16 protein-coding genes are annotated in these 17,081 nt (G+C 34.5%); 8 read left to right on the top strand and 8 right to left on the bottom strand.

Features of this window, described 5'->3' with window-relative positions:
- The first annotated feature begins 3 nt into the window (after positions 1–3).
- Entirely contained in the window at positions 4–1,143 is a 1,140-nt protein-coding gene (locus AN34_RS17800; protein WP_029287651.1) for an acyl-CoA dehydrogenase, read from the top strand.
- Positions 1,144–1,279: 136 nt separating this feature from the next.
- Here AN34_RS17800 and AN34_RS17795 read toward each other — a convergent pair whose 3' ends face one another.
- A complete protein-coding gene (locus AN34_RS17795; protein ID WP_029287649.1) occupies positions 1,280–1,624 on the bottom strand; it encodes a phage holin family protein in 345 nt (114 codons plus the stop codon).
- 16 nt (positions 1,625–1,640) lie between these two features.
- Between AN34_RS17795 and AN34_RS17790 the strand changes: the two genes are divergently transcribed.
- The 4 genes from AN34_RS17790 to infB all read left to right on the top strand — a co-directional run bounded on the left by AN34_RS17790 (position 1,641) and on the right by infB (position 7,052).
- The gene (locus AN34_RS17790; RefSeq protein ID WP_157263352.1) at positions 1,641–2,072 is read left to right on the top strand and encodes a hypothetical protein; all 432 of its coding nucleotides are present in this window, start codon (positions 1,641–1,643) and stop codon (positions 2,070–2,072) included.
- Between the two features lie 121 nt (positions 2,073–2,193).
- Entirely contained in the window at positions 2,194–2,658 is a 465-nt protein-coding gene (gene rimP / locus AN34_RS17785; protein ID WP_029287645.1) for a ribosome assembly cofactor RimP, read from the top strand.
- A 2-nt stretch (positions 2,659–2,660) separates the two neighbouring features.
- Positions 2,661–3,905, top strand: a complete 1,245-nt coding sequence (gene nusA, locus AN34_RS17780) for a transcription termination factor NusA (protein ID WP_029287643.1) — start codon at positions 2,661–2,663, stop codon at positions 3,903–3,905.
- A gap of 60 nt (positions 3,906–3,965) precedes the next feature.
- On the top strand, positions 3,966–7,052 hold the full coding sequence (gene infB, locus AN34_RS17775) for a translation initiation factor IF-2 (RefSeq protein WP_029287642.1): 3,087 nt from the start codon (positions 3,966–3,968) through the stop codon (positions 7,050–7,052).
- 29 nt (positions 7,053–7,081) lie between these two features.
- Here the strand turns inward: infB and AN34_RS17770 are convergent, their stop codons facing one another.
- Entirely contained in the window at positions 7,082–7,336 is a 255-nt protein-coding gene (locus AN34_RS17770) for a helix-turn-helix transcriptional regulator (RefSeq protein ID WP_051666705.1), read from the bottom strand.
- Between the two features lie 437 nt (positions 7,337–7,773).
- On the opposite strand from AN34_RS17770, the gene AN34_RS17765 reads away from it, so the two are divergent.
- Entirely contained in the window at positions 7,774–8,088 is a 315-nt protein-coding gene (locus AN34_RS17765; protein WP_029287640.1) for a hypothetical protein, read from the top strand.
- Positions 8,069–8,923, top strand: coding sequence for a hypothetical protein (locus AN34_RS17760; protein ID WP_029287638.1), 855 nt, complete (start codon positions 8,069–8,071; stop codon positions 8,921–8,923). The genes AN34_RS17765 and AN34_RS17760 overlap by 20 nt, the downstream gene beginning before the upstream one ends.
- A 233-nt stretch (positions 8,924–9,156) precedes the next feature.
- Here AN34_RS17760 and AN34_RS17755 read toward each other — a convergent pair whose 3' ends face one another.
- On the bottom strand, positions 9,157–10,230 hold the full coding sequence (locus AN34_RS17755; RefSeq protein ID WP_029287636.1) for an acyltransferase: 1,074 nt from the start codon (positions 10,228–10,230) through the stop codon (positions 9,157–9,159).
- Entirely contained in the window at positions 10,223–11,248 is a 1,026-nt protein-coding gene (locus tag AN34_RS17750; protein WP_029287633.1) for a hypothetical protein, read from the bottom strand. The genes AN34_RS17755 and AN34_RS17750 overlap by 8 nt, the downstream gene beginning before the upstream one ends.
- Before the next feature lie 162 nt (positions 11,249–11,410).
- Here AN34_RS17750 and AN34_RS17745 point away from each other — a divergent pair, with 162 nt between their 5' ends.
- On the top strand, positions 11,411–12,304 hold the full coding sequence (locus AN34_RS17745; RefSeq protein WP_051666704.1) for a glycosyltransferase: 894 nt from the start codon (positions 11,411–11,413) through the stop codon (positions 12,302–12,304).
- Here AN34_RS17745 and AN34_RS17740 read toward each other — a convergent pair.
- The 4 genes from AN34_RS17740 to AN34_RS17725 form a co-directional block, all read right to left on the bottom strand.
- Positions 12,301–13,143, bottom strand: a complete 843-nt coding sequence (locus AN34_RS17740) for a hypothetical protein (RefSeq protein ID WP_029287628.1) — start codon at positions 13,141–13,143, stop codon at positions 12,301–12,303. The two genes, AN34_RS17745 and AN34_RS17740, sit on opposite strands and share 4 nt — an antisense overlap.
- 3 nt (positions 13,144–13,146) lie before the next feature.
- Entirely contained in the window at positions 13,147–14,982 is a 1,836-nt protein-coding gene (locus AN34_RS17735; RefSeq protein WP_029287625.1) for an ABC transporter ATP-binding protein, read from the bottom strand.
- Positions 14,983–15,110: 128 nt separating this feature from the next.
- Positions 15,111–16,097 carry a glycosyltransferase family 2 protein gene (locus tag AN34_RS17730; RefSeq protein ID WP_029287623.1) on the bottom strand — a complete coding sequence of 329 codons (987 nt, stop codon included), beginning with the start codon at positions 16,095–16,097 and terminating at the stop codon, positions 15,111–15,113.
- Positions 16,098–16,976, bottom strand: coding sequence for a hypothetical protein (locus AN34_RS17725; RefSeq protein ID WP_029287621.1), 879 nt, complete (start codon positions 16,974–16,976; stop codon positions 16,098–16,100).
- Between the last annotated feature and the right edge of the window lie 105 nt (positions 16,977–17,081).

Below are 17,081 nucleotides of genomic sequence, written 5' to 3'. Positions count from 1 at the left end.
GTTATGCATTTTGAATTAAGTGAAGAGCAATTGATGATTCAACAAGCGGCTCGCGATTTTGCGCAGCAGGAGTTGAAACCAGGTGTAATTGAGCGCGATGAGCATCAAAAGTTTCCTGCAGAGCAAGTGAAGAAACTAGGAGAACTAGGTTTCCTGGGGATGATGGTCAGCGAAAAATATAATGGGAGTGGACTTGATGCCATTTCTTATGTTTTGGTAATGGAAGAACTTTCCAAAATTGATGCATCTGCATCAGTTGTAGTTTCTGTAAACAATTCTCTGGTTTGCTATGGTTTAGAAGCTTATGGAACCGAAGAGCAAAAAGAAAAATACCTGAAACCTTTAGCCTCTGGTGAAAAGATTGGGGCATTTTGCCTTTCAGAGCCGGAGGCAGGATCTGATGCTACCTCTCAAAGTACAACTGCCGAAGATAAGGGCGATTATTATTTACTAAATGGAACCAAGAACTGGATCACTAATGGAAATTCTGCATCTACATATTTAGTTATAGCACAAACTCATCCGGAATTACGGCATAAAGGAATCAATGCTTTTATCATAGAAAAAGGCATGGAGGGCTTCACTATTGGTCCAAAAGAAAATAAATTAGGAATTCGTGGATCTGATACCCATTCTTTAATGTTCAATGATGTTAAAGTGCCTAAAGAAAATAGAATAGGAGAAGATGGCTTTGGGTTTAAATTCGCCATGAAAACATTGGAAGGTGGCCGAATTGGAATTGCAGCACAGGCTTTAGGTATTGCTCAGGGTGCGTTCGAATTGGCAACACAATATGCCAAAGAAAGGAAATCTTTTGGGAAACCTATCTCAGAACATCAGGCCATCGCATTTAAATTGGCTGATATGGCCACGCAAATTGAAGCTGCCAGATTACTCGTTTATAAAGCGGCATGGTTAAAGGATCAAGGGTTGCCATATACACAAGCTGGCTCAATGGCGAAATTATTTGCCTCGAAAGTAGCTATGGATGTAACTATTGAAGCCGTTCAGGTGCATGGTGGTTATGGATTTGTAAAGGAATACCATGTTGAACGTTTAATGCGTGATGCTAAAATTACGCAGATTTATGAAGGTACATCAGAAATTCAAAAAATGGTTATTTCTAGAGAGGTGATTCGCTAAATTTAGTCTGAAGTTGAAAGACTGTAGTCATGAGTCCAACTGACTCAAGACTACAGTCTTTTTTGTTTTATCGAAGAAGCCTTTAGACTTACGATTTTGAACTATGAACCCTCGACTAAAGACTCCAAACTCCCCACTATTCTTTCTCTCCTGCAACAGCACCAAAAATTGCTTTGATCAAGGCTACTATGATCGCTAAAAATGCAGCAGCGAAAAATCCTGAAGTATTGAAAGAGGTCATCATGCTGTCTACCAAAAGAATCATTAAGACAGTGATGATAAATGATACCAGGCCTAATGTTAAAAAGTTGATTGGGAAGGTTAGTAGCCTCAAAATAAAGCCAATCGTTGCATTAGCTAGTGCGATTAATACGGCTGCCCCAAGTGCGCTCATAAATCCTGTAACTTCTACACCAGGTACAAGTTTGGCCCCGATAAAAAAGGCAAGTCCCATCAAAAGAACTTCAATAATTAATCTCATAATGTTAAATTTGTTAATGTTTAAAAGCTTATATAAATTTTTAATAGTTGCACTATTCGCACTGTTATTGATTTCTTGTTCTGGTACAAACAAAAAACCAATCATTAAGTTTTCACAGGATAGTGCATCAATAGTAATTAAAAATCTGGATAAGGCAAGCTTATTAAAGGTTAGAGACGCGTATGCGATAGATGCAGATTCTAATCAGCTATTTACTGTTTTAATTAAACCTGGTGAACAGGATAGTCTGCAGGATGAAACTTTAGTTCATGGTAAAATTAAATTAATTGGAGATTCTATTGTTTTTAAGCCAGATTTACCTTTTGTAAAAGGAAAGGATTATGTAGTTGAAAGTTTAATAGGTGTTGAATTTGCAACGGTAGAAAAATTAATTTTAAGTCAGGTTAAACAAAGCCTGCAGCCCCAACGGCAAACACTTAAACGGTAATAATCAGCATAATAATTAAGGCTGGTATTTGATTTTATAGAAAATATACCTACATTTGCATTGTAATCGAAGAAAAGAGAAGGGGACAATGTCCCCTTTTTCTATGAAATTAGGTTAAAATATGCAGGTAGAAAAGAGAGTTGCAGTTCTTGTTGAGGAAAAGATAGCAGATCGGCCAGAGCTTTTTCTGGTAGAAGTGAAAATGTTGCCAAACCATAAATTAATTATTCATGTTGATGGCGATGAAGGTATTAGTATACAAGATTGTGTTGCCATAAGCAGGCATGTGGGATTTCATTTAGAAGAAGAAAATGTAATCGAGCAGGCTTATAATTTAGAAGTGTCATCTCCTGGTGTAGGTGAACCACTGAAGTTGAATCGCCAGTATATTAAGAATGTTGGCCGTACCTTAAGTGTAAAATTAAAGGATGGGCGAAAAAAAGAAGGAAAGCTTCTGGAGGTTACAGAAGAGAACTTGTTGCTGGAAGAATCGGTAAAAGAAAAAGGAAAAAAAGCGGTAAATGTTCAAACAACTGTGCCGTTTAATGATATATTAGAAACAAGTGTGTTAATTTCATTTAAATAAAAATGAGTACTACAACAATCAATTTAATCGACTCTTTTCAGGAGTTTAAAGATTTTAAAAATATAGATCGCCCAACGGTGATCAGTGTGTTGGAAGAAGTTTTTCGTAGTATGTTACGTAAAAAATACGGGACAGACGAAAACTGTGATGTAATTGTGAACCCGGATAATGGAGATTTAGAGATCTGGAGAACCAGAAAAGTAATGGAAGATGGGTTTTCTGAAGATGATGATTTAGAGATTGAACTTGCTGAAGTGAATAAAATTGACCCAAGTTTAGAAGTTGGTGACGACTATATTGAACAAATTACTTTAGAAAGCTTTGGTCGGAGAGCGATTTTAGCTGCCCGCCAGACTTTGGTTTCTAAAGTATTGGAATTAGAAAAGGATGAGATCTTTAAAAAATATAAAGATCGTGTAGGTGAAATTATCACAGGCGAGGTTTATCAGGTTTGGAAAAAAGAAACTTTGGTTTTGGATGATGAAGGTAATGAACTTTTATTGCCTAAAACAGAGCAGATTCCTGCAGATTATTTCAAAAAAGGGGATTCGGTGAGAGCTGTAATTTCTAAAGTAGAAATGATTAATGCGAATCCAAAAATTATTATTTCAAGAACAGCGCCTGAGTTTTTACAACGTTTGTTCGAATTGGAGGTTCCAGAGATTTTTGACGGTTTAATTACCGTGAAGAAAATTGTTCGTGAACCAGGAGAACGTGCTAAAGTTGCTGTAGAATCTTACGATGATCGTATTGATCCGGTAGGTGCTTGTGTGGGTATGAAAGGATCTCGTATCCATGGTATCGTTCGCGAATTGAAAAACGAAAATATTGATGTGATTAATTTCACCAATAATATCTCATTATATATCACCCGTGCGCTAAGCCCGGCAAAAATCACTTCTATTAAATTAGATGATGAGACTAAACATGCTTCGGTTTATTTAAAACCAGATCAGGTTTCATTAGCAATTGGACGTGGCGGACATAACATTAAATTAGCTGGTAAATTAACTGGTTATGAAATTGATGTTTACCGTGAAGCTGGAGAAGAAAGTGACGAAGATGTGGATTTGGAAGAATTCTCAGATGAGATTGATAGCTGGATTATTGATGAATTGAAGGCTATCGGGTGCGATACTGCTAAGAGTGTTTTGGCACTTACAGTAGAAGATTTGGTAAAACGCACAGACTTAGAAGAAGAAACCATTAAAGAAGTGGTTCAGATTTTACAGTCAGAATTTGAATAAGTGGTGTAATTGCCAAATAAACACTACTTTTGTATTATATTAAAAAATAACAGGAGCTAAATGTCAGACGACAAACCAATCATTTTAATTAAAGCTATTAAGGAACTTAATATAGGCATGGGTACGGCCGTTGAGTTTTTAAACAAAAAGGGATTCTCTGCCGAGAAGAGCCCTATGTTTAAACTTACGGGAGACATGTATAGTGCCTTATTGAAAGAGTATCAGGGAGATAAGATCGTAAGAGAAGAAGCCAAGCAAATAGTGATTGGTAAAATACGTCGTGACGAGCCTGAGACTGAAAAGCCAGTAGAAGCGCCGAAGAAAAATACCGATTTTGAGAAAAATGAAGAGATTCTGATCAAGAATACTCAAACATTTACACCTCCGGTAGAAAAACCTAAGGTTGTTGAAACGCCGAAGGTTGAAACGCCGGCACCGACTCCTGCGGCAGCAGAACCAGTAGCTGCAAATAAGGCAGAAGATAAAGCTGAAGAGAGTGGATTACCAGGCGTTAAAATTGTAGGAAAGATTGATTTAAACGATCTTAATTCAAAAACACGCCCTGCTAAGAAAGAGGAAACTCCTGCTGCTCCGGCACCTACACCTGCGCCAGTTGCAAAAGCACCTGAGCCAGTTAAGCCTGTAGAACAGCCTAAAGTTGAAGAAAAACCTGTAGAGGTTAAGAAAGAGGAAACTCCAGTTACTACTGCGCCTACACCTTCATCAGTTGCAAAAGCACCTGAACCGGTAAAACCTGTTGAGCAGCCAAAAGCGGAAGAAAAACCTGTAGAAGCAAAACCAGAGGTTAAGCCAGTGAGCAACGAGCCAGAAGTAATCAAAGCCCGTACTGTAAAATTAACAGGCCCAAATATTATTGGTAAGATTGTTTTACCTACCACTCCTGATAGAAGAAATGGTCCGGTAGCATCATCTAGCGATAGTGAAGCTGCCAAGCGTAAACGTAAGCGTAAAAAAACTCCGGGAGCCCCAGGGCAGCCAGGTCAACATGGTGGCCAAGGTCAGCAAGGACAAAATCCTGCAGGTCAGGGTCAGCCAGGTGCATCAGGTACGCCACGTACACCATATCAAGGTAACAGGCCAGGTGGAGGTACGCCTTATCAAGGTAACCGCCCTGCCGGACAAGGTGGTACACCTTATCAAGGAAATAGAAATAATAACAGACCAGGTTTCCAAAATAGAAATGCTACACCAAGCGGACCTAAAGAAGAGCCTACTGAGAAAGAAATTCAAGATCAGATTAAGGCAACACTTGCTCGTTTAAGTGGAGCTGGTAAGTCTGGTAAATTTGCTCAACGTGCTAAATTGCGTCGTCAGAAACGTGATGATGTTGCCTTTAATGCAGAAGAAGCAGCAAATGAACTTGAATCTCAATCTAAAATATTAAAGGTAACAGAATTTGTTACGGCTAATGAGTTAGCAAGTATGATGGATGTACAGGTAACCAAAATTATTGGTACATGTATGAGCTTGGGTATGTTTGTTTCCATCAACCAGCGTTTAGATGCTGAAACATTAACCATTGTTGCTGATGAATTTGGTTATGAAATTCAATTCGTTAAACCAGACGAAGATGAAGAAAACGTAATTGAGGAAGAAGATAACGAAGCTGATTTAATTGAAAGAGCTCCGGTTGTTACAATTATGGGGCACGTCGATCACGGTAAAACTTCATTGCTGGATTATATCCGTAAAGCAAATGTAGTTGCTGGTGAAGCAGGTGGTATTACCCAGCACATCGGTGCTTATATGGTAACAACACCAACTGGTAAAAAAGTAACTTTCTTAGATACACCTGGTCACGAAGCATTTACAGCGATGCGTGCCCGTGGTGCGAAGGTTGCCGATATTGCAATTATTGTTATTGCTGCGGATGATGCAGTGATGCCTCAAACAAAAGAGGCTATTAATCATGCACAAGCTGCAGGTGTACCTTTGGTATTCGCTTTTACTAAAGTGGATAAACCTGGTGCAAATGCAGATAAGGTTCGTGAGCAATTATCGGTAATGAACATTTTGGTTGAAGACTGGGGTGGTAAATATCAATCACAGGAAATCTCAAGCAAAAGTGGATTAAATGTTGATTTACTTTTAGATAAAGTATTACTAGAAGCTGAGTTATTAGAACTTAAAGCTAACCCTAATAAAAGAGCTACAGGTTCAGTTATTGAATCTGCATTAGATAAAGGTCGAGGTATTGTAACTACAGTATTGGTTCAGGCGGGTACATTAAGAGTTGGTGATCCGATCTTAGCGGGTAGCTTTAGCGGACGTGTTAAGGCATTAACTAATGAGCGTGGTGCTAAAGTAGATTCAGCAGGTCCATCACAACCAGTACAAGTATTGGGTATGCAAGGTGCACCTACAGCAGGTGATCGTTTCAATGCATTGGAAAGTGAAACTGAGGCACGTGATATTGCAAACAAAAGAATGCAATTACAACGTGAGCAGGGATTACGTACACAGAAACACATTACATTGGATGAGATTGGTCGTCGTTTGGCTATTGGTAACTTTAAAGAACTTAATATCATTGTTAAAGGTGATGTTGATGGTTCAATTGAAGCATTAGCCGATTCATTATTGAAACTTTCAACTGAGCAAATCCAAATTAATATCATCAGCAAAGGTGTTGGTCAGATTTCAGAGTCTGATGTATTGTTAGCTTCTGCTTCTGATGCGATTATTATTGGTTTCCAGGTTCGTCCATCGACTGGTGCACGTAAATTAGCTGAGCAAGAGCAAATCGATATTCGTTTATATTCTATCATATATGATGCCATTAATGAGATTAAATCTGCGATGGAAGGTATGTTGGATCCAGAATTTGAAGAGAAAATTGTGGCTAACGTTGAAATTCGCGAGACTTTCAAAATCACTAAAGTGGGTACCATTGCAGGTTGTATGGTGTTGGATGGTAAGATTACCCGTAACAGCAAAATCCGTATCGTTAGAGACGGGGTTGTCGTTTACACTGGTGAATTAGCATCATTGAAACGCTTTAAAGATGATGTAAAAGAAGTGGTTAAAGGCTACGAATGTGGTCTGAACATCCAGAACTTTAACAACATTGAAGTAGGTGATATTGTAGAAGCTTACGAACAAGTAGAAGTAGCTAGAAAATTGTAATTAGCTAGTAAATAGATATACCAAGGGCATCAATAATATTGATGCCCTTTTTGTTGTATTGGAATTATTTGATTCTTATTAAATTTCGATTGGATAATGATTTCATGAATGTGAATCTCATACAAATCGGCTATTTTCTTTAATTGGGAGAGGGCAAAATCAACTTCATTGTTTTCCCATTTTCTATAGGCTACTCTGCTTATCCCTATGATATTGGCTACGTATTGCTGGGTATATTTGCGTTCATCTCTATATCTTCTTAAGGTATTTCCTATATCTAACATGCTAAGAACTGATAATAATTAGTTTTTCTAGTGTGCAAATGTAGGTATAATAAGTAAATATTAATATGTAAAGATTATCAATATTAATAATTTAAATGGCTTAATTTGTGTCTTAAATATTGCATTAACGTCTTTTATTAGTATTGCTGTAATCGATTGATTATTTAAGAGTTAAGATTTGGAAATTCACATCACAACAAAAGATTGGTATAGATATAAATATGCTACTATATTTTTTTTATTATCATTTGCCTTTGCAAGCTGCAGGAGAATAGAGATACAAAAGAAATTTTTTCAATATAATAACTATTCTCACGTAAACTGTCATCTCTAAAAGATAGTTTTTAACTATTCAATGATGTATGAAAAATATAAAGTATGACAACTAATAGTTGTCATACTTTATATTTTTCATTGCTAATTTTAAAAAAAAATATATGAAAAAAAATATTCTTCGTTATTGTTGCATGTCAATTACATTAGCATCAATATTACTTATGCTGGGTTGTAAAAAAGATTTACAACAAGTTAGTAAATTACCTAAGGTTGTTAATACTCAAGAATCTGTTAAGATTTTAAAAGTTCGAAAGTTTATCTCTATAATATCAGAAGTTCCTTTTGACAATGTAAAATTTAATCCAACTTCTAATCAATATGTTTTTGGAAGCAATCATTTTGAACGTGAAATGATAGAGAATCTTTATAATAATTCAAATGTTTATCAAGCTGAATATGAAAGTGAGGGAAAGTAAAATGAAGAAAATACTATTACTATCATTATTGTTTTTGTTTTCAATAAATTTAGCAACAAAAGCTCTTGTAAGACCACTGACTATCGAAATTTCAAATGGTTCTATACTCTATGATAAGCTACCTGTTGTAGCTTCTACGCCAACACCATTCACTGCCTCCCTTAATTTCTTTTCAATAGAACAAGCTGCTCCAAGATCAATTGAAGTAATACTATATCACCATGCTGATGATGGTACAGATACTCCTATAAACAATCCTATTAACCTTCCGTTGTTCGCTATGGGCGCTGCAAGACTTTATCAAGGCAGCTTTAATTTTACTTTACCAGCAGGCTTTACAACTGGTAATATAAGACTAAAATTTCGTGCTGAAGGTGAATCAAACGATAACTCAACTAATTTTTCTATGCCGATTATGCTTGTTCCATCTTCAAATATGATGCTTCTAACTCGTATTTTCAATCCAAGTGGGGGGCGGCATATGATTACTGCTTCAGTAAAGGAAAAAAGAGAACTATTGAAAATAGGATGGCAATCTGAAGGTGATTACGGACTTATTAAAGTTGTACAAGAAGGTTCTTATGTTCCACTATATAGGTTTTATAGACCTCGTGCTGATGATCATGTATTTCAACCAAATAACCCAACTCCTCCTCCCGGGTATGATAGTGAAGGAATAGCAGGATATGTTCTTATTTCATCTGGCAATGACACTAAGGCAGTTTATAAGTATTATAATTCAAAAAGTGGTGACCGAGTTTATACTAGAGATGCTGGTGAATTGGCTGGCGTTCGGGATTGGCAATATGAAGGAATTGCATTCTACGTTCAGTAGTAGATATTATTATTACTTTTTAAATTAAGCGTCTGATATATCATAGATATCTATGTATGTCAGCTAAATAAATATTAAAATAGCTTCAATTAATTATTGAGGCTATTTTTTGAAGTTAATTATTTAACTAAAATGGGAAATATTTATAGCATGCGAAATACTACAAATCAAACTTCAATTTATTAATACATCAAAGGCATCATTTATGTTAAATTGTAATTTCTTTGAGCGGTTTATCTACCAATGACCCACTTAATTTTTGAGTTTTTATTAATTAAATAAACGATTAAAACACTTACTGTATAAACAATGGCAAAAGTGAATAACTGAATGATTAAAAAGTAATATGCAGATTTATTTTCGAAGTCAATATGAAGCGGTCTGAAAATAAGAGGCATTAATCTAAAAATTAATAGCTGGTGAACCAAATAAATTCCAAATGTCAATGTACTAGAGTTAAATCGCTTAATTGCAATTTTATCACCTAGCTTATATAATAATGAAAAGCATATAAGAGAATAAATGATATTAGAGATTCTTAAAGTATTAAAAGGATCTATTGGAAGTTTTACCAAGAGGTAATAACTTTCTAAACTCGATAGAATGAATGTTACAATAGTAAACGTTACTAAAAGTAAAAGAGAAGTTTTCCGAATTAACTCTTTAAAATTTTCATAATGTTTATTGATTTGAACGCCAAGCCATAAATAAAATATAAAACCGAATAAAGCTGTTGTATGTGAAGTTGGAAAAATATCAAAATAAAGATTAATGGAGTAAAATAAAGATAGACAAAGCAAAAATATACCAAAGAACTTATTGTATAAATATTTCCTAAACAATAGTAAAATAGCTATACAAATAAGAAAGTTAGGTATAAACCAAAAACTTGTATTAAAAACGATATCTCCAAAATCAACTAGAATGTTTACAAGAGTCTTTCCCATAAAAATTGATTCGCCTGATTTTAGATTTCGAACTGCTACATCTATATAATTAAGAATAAATAATAGTACTACCCAAAAAAACCAGGGCTTTACCGTATTGTCGATTCTTCTTTTTAAATATTCTTTCGTACTATACCTATTAAACTTATCTCCTATTAAAAATCCGGCAAGAAGAAAGAATATAATGGTTCCAAATTTGAAAAACTGAAGACTAAAAATTTGAACTATCTTTTCATCAAATGACTTGAACTTTGCGCCAAAAAAAAATGAGCTATGCTCCATTACAATTCCAAACATGGAAATAAACCTTAATGAATCAATAAAATCGTAATTAATTTTTGAAGTTTTCTGATTAATCATTTTTTATTTTTTTTTCGCCTCCAAATACATTTCGTACTGCTTTATCGAAATTTTCTTTCTCAGCTAGTATTGTTTTCTTATAATTTTCAAAGAGCTTGATATTCGTATCAAAATTAATCAATACCTCTTCGATCAGACAAAAGACCTTTTCTGGTAAATCTTTATCCTCATCAAATTTAAATCCATCTGGTAAAGGTACATCATCGTGATAAGCAGCAGAACCTTTACTCCCCGTAATGACACAACATCCCATTAAAACCGCCTCCCTTGGCATTCGCTCTTGTCCAGGATGGTAGCCAAAATCTATGTATAATTTACTCTTATTCATCCAATAGGCAACTTCATCTGGGGACATATCTATTAAAGCTTTCCAATTTAAATGAGGACTTTTTGCCTTAAGCAATTCTAAATACTCACCATTTTTTTTAGGATTATATAGTAAGATATCTTCTTTAACAGTTGCCATATTCACTCTTTCATAAAAGGAATCACTCATGTAATCAGATATTTTCCCAAGGATGTTCATCTTATTTTTCTTCAGAAAATCCAAAGAGAAATAGGAATGGGCCAAGCTTAAAATGCCTTTCTTTTTAAGTGATGAAATGGTTGGTAAAGGCTTATACTTTTTTGGATTAAGAAGAGATTTTAAATTATAAAATTTCTTATGCTTAACTTCATCTATTGCATAACCCAGCGTGATATTATAGTTTGTAACACTAAGCCACCAAACGATTTTTATCAAAAAAGCATATTCCTTCTTAAATATAGGATCTAAATATGTTTCTGGGGTGATGATGTAATTTCCCTTACTATTTAACGGTTCATTGGTATATGGTAAATTATATTTTTTATAACTTTCATGCACAGGATCTCCTTTATCTAAGTAAAAATAATGCATATAAACATCATACCCTAAAGATTTTAAGCAATATCCTAGTTGATGTAATGCTTCAGGGCCACCGGTTGCAAAGTTCGCCGGGCAAAATATATATATCTTGGAATCTAAACTAAATTGCATTTGCAAGGTTTACAATGGTTTCAAAAATAAACAATTGTTACAGAGAAGTGTGATAAACTTTAGATATGATAAACCTGGTCATATAAATATTACTTAAGATGAGAAAATGATGCTGGGGGTCAAAGTTAAACATTTTGGTATCTTTGAATACTCATTTGAACTATGATTTCAATTATTATATCTTCTGCAAACGACAAATATTTAACAGATATTAATCAAAATATAAATCAGACAATTGGTGTTCCCTTCGAAATCATATCTGTTGATAACAGCAAAGGAGAAAGCGGAATTTGTAGGATATATAATGAGGGTGCTAAAAATGCAAAGTTTGAAATTTTATGCTACATGCATGAAGACCTCAAAATACTTACTCAAGATTGGGGCTTAATCGTTATAGATATATTCAAAAAAAATAATAAAATTGGCGTACTTGGCGTTGTAGGCAGTGCATATAAATCAATCTCTCCATCAGGATGGGGTGCTGAATCTAAAATGAATTTAGTAAAGTTCTCAAACTATATTCAATCTTACAAACACTTGAATAAGGCCTCCGAACTGATCTATTATAACCCAACCAATACAGATTTGGCTAATGTAGTAACTGTAGATGGGATGTGGATTTGTACGACTAGACAAGTGGCAAGAGATAATCCATTTGATGAAAAATTATTAACAGGATTTCATTGCTACGATATTGATTTTTGCTTATCGGCAGGAAGAAAACATGATATCGCTGTTACCTTTAGTATACTTATGGAACATTTTTCTGAAGGAACTTATACTAGAGGATGGGTTGAAGATACCATAAAGGTGCATGATAAGTTTATGGGCATCTTGCCTTTGAGCACTGTAGCTATCGAAGAAGATGAATTATACCAGATAGAGAAAAGAGCTTTTCGCTTATTTATAGAAAAATTGGTTAATATGGATTACAGTATAAATTTCATCCAAGAACTGCTTCTTAAATACTACAGACAGGGCAAAATTCCGAGTATGTTATTTTACAAGTTAAGTTATTATATCTACAAATATTTTCTTTTCAAAAAAAAAGCTTAATTGGCCTGATTTGTTGTGTTATCTTTTAATAAATACTTTTTTTTATGCAAGAAGACCTTATAGTATTGTCTAACAAAGAATTTCACAGGTTGCAGATTGTAAAACCTGGCTGTGAACCAATTACCGGATAGATAAAAACGAGTGATAGTAGTAGTTAAAAATCTGCTTCGAAAGGCGTACTCATATTTATGTATAAATTCTTTCCGCAACTTATAAAAACTATGATCTGCATTACCGTCACTTTTATGAATGATATTAAAATCAATGATGTAGGCATTAAAGCCTAAAACATCAGCAACAAGACATAAATCAGTTCCATACAAGTGAAAGCCAGACAAATTATGAGAAAGTGCAAGGTTAGCACTATTTTTTACAATCATAAGGTTTTCATCAACAGTTTTAGTAAGTAGTGGCAAACGTTTTTCTTTAATCCTATTCCCAGATCCCTGTGTTAAATTGGTAGCAATCCACTTAAAATTAATTCCGCCTGCATTTGCCAGTAATGCCCAATTTGGATCATTTCTTTCAATCTCTGCAATTTTTGCATCCAGATGTTTTCGGTCATGATCGTGTATGATAATATCTTGATGGCATAGAATGATATACTTCCCTTTAGCTTGTTGGAGAAAATGGTTCAATCCACTGAATGCCTCGAATGTACATTTTTCTGAATTATCTATAAATAAATATTCACAACTCTGCTCATCAAAGCCTTTTTGCAAAAACGAGCTGAGCATTTCATTATATTCTGCTTTGCGTGTTACGAGTGTACAAATTGAATATTCATACTCATATATTGGTACAGTAACAGAACGAGCAATATTTAAAGCTAAACTCATCTATTAATCCGTAAAAGTCTGCATGTCAATTAACCTTTTATACAATCCATTTTTACCCATCAATTCAGCATGGCTTCCGGTTTCTACCACCTCGCCTTTATCAATCACCAAAATTTTATCTGCATGTTGTATGGTACTTAAACGGTGAGCAATTACGATTGATGTGCGGTTCTTCATTAAATTGTTCAATGCATCCTGAACCAGCTTCTCTGATTCCGTATCTAACGCAGAGGTTGCTTCATCCAATAACATAATTGGCGGATTTGCCAGAACAGCCCTGGCTATACACACACGCTGTCTTTGCCCACCAGATAATTTATTACCACGATCTCCTACTGAAGATTGATAACCATTTTCTGTATTCAAAATGAACTCGTGTGCATTGGCAATCTTTGCGGCTGCTATAACTTCCGCTTCAGTTGCATTCGGTTTGGCAAATGCGATGTTATTAAAAATAGTGTCATTAAATAAAAAAGACTCTTGATTAACCGTACCCATTTGTGAACGGAGATCTTCAACTTTTACATCTCTATAATCTAAGCCATCAATTTTGATTGCTCCAGATTTAGGGTCATGAAACCTAGGAATTAGATCCATTAATGTGCTTTTTCCACCACCAGAAGGACCAACTAAAGCAATCGTTTGACCTTTGTTTATTTCAAGATTTATATTCTTTAAAATTTGTTTCTCTCCGTAACTAAAAGCAACATTATCGAAAACTAATGCCTTATTAAACGTAGCAATACTTATTGCATCAATTTTATTAACCATTTCTGGTTTAGTATCGATCAATTCTAAAACGCGTTCTCCGGCAGCAATTCCAGAATGAATACCACTAAACGAATCCGTTAATGCTTTAGCCGGGCGCATCACTTGAGAAAAAATAGCAATGTAGGCTATGAAATCGGCTGCTGCGAGTGCATTTTTATCGTTATGCAATATTAAACTTCCACCATACCAAACAATAATAGCGATCATTAATACACCTAAAAATTCAGAAACCGGGGAACCTAATTGCTGTCTTCTTACCATTTTCCGATTTAAATTAGAATAGAAGATATTTTCATTATTGAATTTATCCTTTGTCCTTTCTGTTGCATTAAAAGCTTTAATTATTTTTATACCGCTTAAAGCTTCATCTAAAAAACCAATCATTTTTGCAAAAGACTCATGAGCTTCCTTTGCTTGTTGTTTTAATCTTTTCACAATTTTACTAATGATAAAAGCAGAGATCGGAATTACTAAAAGCGAGAATAATGTAAGCTTCGCAGAAATATTAAATAGTAGAACTACATATACAATTAAAGTAACAGGCTCTTTAAAAACTACCTGCAATGTATTGGTTACGGTGAATTGCACCACCTGAACATCAGAAGCTACTTTTGAAATGATATCGCCTTTGCGCTCATTACTAAAAAAACCTACATGCAAATTCATCACATTATCAAATACCCTTTTCCTGAAATTTAGTAAGGTATGTACCCTTAAATCTTCCATGTAACGTTGAGAAAAGTACCTGAATAGATTCGATAATAGAACAGATATCACGATGATGGCGCATACGTAAAGTAAGGTTTTTTCAATCGAATTTTTGGCTATTGAATCGGTAACCAGTTCTCTAAGTTTTCCTAGCAAACTGAATGATTCAGTAGCTTTATCAGTAAGTGTAGGTGTTTTAGCCGCAGGTTTATTTGCGTTTAATAAAGTTTCAAATAAAGGCGATAGAAGGGCCAAGTTAAATGTTCCAAACAGAATAGATAATAATGTGGCAATGACATAGGGAATAGCGAACTTCTCAATTGGTTTTGCAAACGATAATAAGCGAAAGTAAATTTTCATTTATGAAAAATGTATATAATAAGTCTAGAGAACAGTCTAAAATTTCTCCTTAAAAATCTAAATAAAACTTAGCAAATGTACGGTTTTCATACAGACCTTTAAATTCTGAATCTTTGCGAGTCATAAAATTACAATCGTTTTATGTTTTTATCTTTTATAGATTTGTTAATAATTTCTATTACATCAGCAATACTTGTGGCAGAATGATATTTCTCTTTTAAATTAGTCAATTGATCACGACTGTAGTTAATTGCTGTAAAGGAGGCTAAATATTGTTTGTAAGCATCCCAGATCCAAAATTTTCCTGCTAAAATTTTAGGAATAACTTCTGCGAATAATAAATAAAAGGGGAGTAAACTCAATCGAATACCTTTCAGGTGAATGCGCTGTAAGATAAATCTGTTTCGGTAATATACTTTCTTAATAAAATTTGATTTGATTTGTGTTTTAGTACTTCCGCTAACATGATGAAAACAAAAAGATCGATGTTCATAATAACATTTCCATCCCAATTGCCATGCACGTAGGCTCAAATCAAAATCTTCTGATGAAAAAGGAGAAAAAATTTCATCAAAGCCCCCTAATTCTTTGAGCTTTTTTGCATCAACTAATGCATTAGCACCAGAAAGATAAGCCGTATAAACATTTTCATCTTCAGTGTTCTCGCTATAATAGAATTTATTCGCCTTTACCCGGCAACCTGAATAGTAAAGTAATCGGGCAGCATCTTCTATTCTGGTTTTATCAAAACTCATAATTCTGGCCATTACGCCGAATGTATCAGTTTTGCTGAAATATTTCCATTGATGCTTAAAATAATCAGGATCTAGCTTTACATCTGAATTTAATAATAAAATTAGCTCATGTTTAGATTCACTGATGCCATGGTTGCAGGTATAAGAAAAGCCTCTGTTTTTATCGTTAATCAGAAGTTTGATATTTTGATAATGCTGTTTAATGAAGTTGATGCTATCATCCTTTGAGCCATCATCAATCACGATCACTTCGAAATCTGTTTCGGCATTCTGTGCTGCAACAAAAACAGAAGGCAGATATTTTTCCAGCAAATGTTTGCCATTATAATTGGGGATGACAATAGAAACGCTTTTTTGCATTTACTTCACAATTTTATAATTACGATATTCAAAAATACGCAGCCCTGTCAAATCTTCAATTTTTTGCAAGAGCTTTCTTCTGAAATTCATTTCTGGGGTTACTTTGGTTAAATCCTGATCAAATTTCCAGTTCGCAGCAGCAATTCTCTGTTCCATCACTTTAGGGTGTGTGCCTTTAAAATGCACTAACCGATCTGCATTATGCATATCAAACGTTTCCTGAATGGGATAATTTTGTTCAATCCATTCTTCTGTCTGATAGAATTGATTAAAATTTCGAACTTTTCCCTGTAAACCTTTTGGTGGTTTTACCCAACCATAATGATAAATATAGGCATCAATTAATTTAACATTCAATTTCCTGTTGTTAATTCTAAACCCTTGTGCATCCCGATAAGAATGAATCCCTGGTAAATTTTTTAAGATTCTAACTTCCCTTCTGTACCATCGTCTTGATTCTGCTAGGTAATCATAAGAGGCATAAAAATGTTTATATTTTAATAGCAGGGCCTCAACCCGATTATTCTTGAGCTCCAGTTCCATCTCCTTTTTAATCAGTGGAAGATAGTCTTCGTGGATAGCTTCATCACCTTGAATATAAATCATCCAATCCGTATCTTTTGAAATTGCTGCCAGTGCCTTATTGGTTTCATCAGCAAAAACACGTCCCCCCTCACGGATGGATTCATCCCAAATGGTATCAATAATGATGATCTTTTTTGAGTCAATGCTCTTAATTAAATAGGCTGTTTCATCAGTACAATTACCCAATGCCACTATAAATTCATCACATAAAGGGAGAACTGAAAGTATGGCTTCCTTTGCCGGATAATCATTAGCAACTGCATTTCTTAAGAAGGTAAAGCCGGTAACTTTCATCGGTTTAAATATGTTTTAACGGTAATGATGTGATCATGATTTGTTTATAATTTCCCTATAGGTTCTGGTAAATCATAATGGTTTCATTCTGTCTACATTGTTTTG

This window comes from Pedobacter sp. R20-19, from assembly GCF_000708265.2.
Taxonomy (GTDB): Bacteria; Bacteroidota; Bacteroidia; order Sphingobacteriales; family Sphingobacteriaceae; genus Pedobacter.
This window is presented reverse-complemented; position numbering and strand designations above follow the sequence as displayed.

Bases quoted from the DNA above. Each gene is read 5' to 3' on its own strand.
- AN34_RS17765 (WP_029287640.1), top strand. From the start codon at position 7,774: ATGAAAAAAAATATTCTTCGTTATTGTTGCATGTCAATTACATTAGCA.
- infB (WP_029287642.1), top strand. From the start codon at position 3,966: ATGTCAGACGACAAACCAATCATTTTAATTAAAGCTATTAAGGAACTT.
- AN34_RS17725 (WP_029287621.1), bottom strand. From the start codon at position 16,976: ATGAAAGTTACCGGCTTTACCTTCTTAAGAAATGCAGTTGCTAATGAT.
- AN34_RS17735 (WP_029287625.1), bottom strand. From the start codon at position 14,982: ATGAAAATTTACTTTCGCTTATTATCGTTTGCAAAACCAATTGAGAAG.
- AN34_RS17755 (WP_029287636.1), bottom strand. From the start codon at position 10,230: ATGATTAATCAGAAAACTTCAAAAATTAATTACGATTTTATTGATTCA.
- AN34_RS17730 (WP_029287623.1), bottom strand. From the start codon at position 16,097: ATGCAAAAAAGCGTTTCTATTGTCATCCCCAATTATAATGGCAAACAT.
- rimP (WP_029287645.1), top strand. From the start codon at position 2,194: ATGCAGGTAGAAAAGAGAGTTGCAGTTCTTGTTGAGGAAAAGATAGCA.
- AN34_RS17750 (WP_029287633.1), bottom strand. From the start codon at position 11,248: ATGCAATTTAGTTTAGATTCCAAGATATATATATTTTGCCCGGCGAAC.
- AN34_RS17790 (WP_157263352.1), top strand. From the start codon at position 1,641: ATGTTTAAAAGCTTATATAAATTTTTAATAGTTGCACTATTCGCACTG.
- AN34_RS17800 (WP_029287651.1), top strand. From the start codon at position 4: ATGCATTTTGAATTAAGTGAAGAGCAATTGATGATTCAACAAGCGGCT.
- AN34_RS17760 (WP_029287638.1), top strand. From the start codon at position 8,069: ATGAAAGTGAGGGAAAGTAAAATGAAGAAAATACTATTACTATCATTA.
- AN34_RS17740 (WP_029287628.1), bottom strand. From the start codon at position 13,143: ATGAGTTTAGCTTTAAATATTGCTCGTTCTGTTACTGTACCAATATAT.
- AN34_RS17745 (WP_051666704.1), top strand. From the start codon at position 11,411: ATGATTTCAATTATTATATCTTCTGCAAACGACAAATATTTAACAGAT.
- nusA (WP_029287643.1), top strand. From the start codon at position 2,661: ATGAGTACTACAACAATCAATTTAATCGACTCTTTTCAGGAGTTTAAA.
- AN34_RS17770 (WP_051666705.1), bottom strand. From the start codon at position 7,336: ATGTTAGATATAGGAAATACCTTAAGAAGATATAGAGATGAACGCAAA.
- AN34_RS17795 (WP_029287649.1), bottom strand. From the start codon at position 1,624: ATGAGATTAATTATTGAAGTTCTTTTGATGGGACTTGCCTTTTTTATC.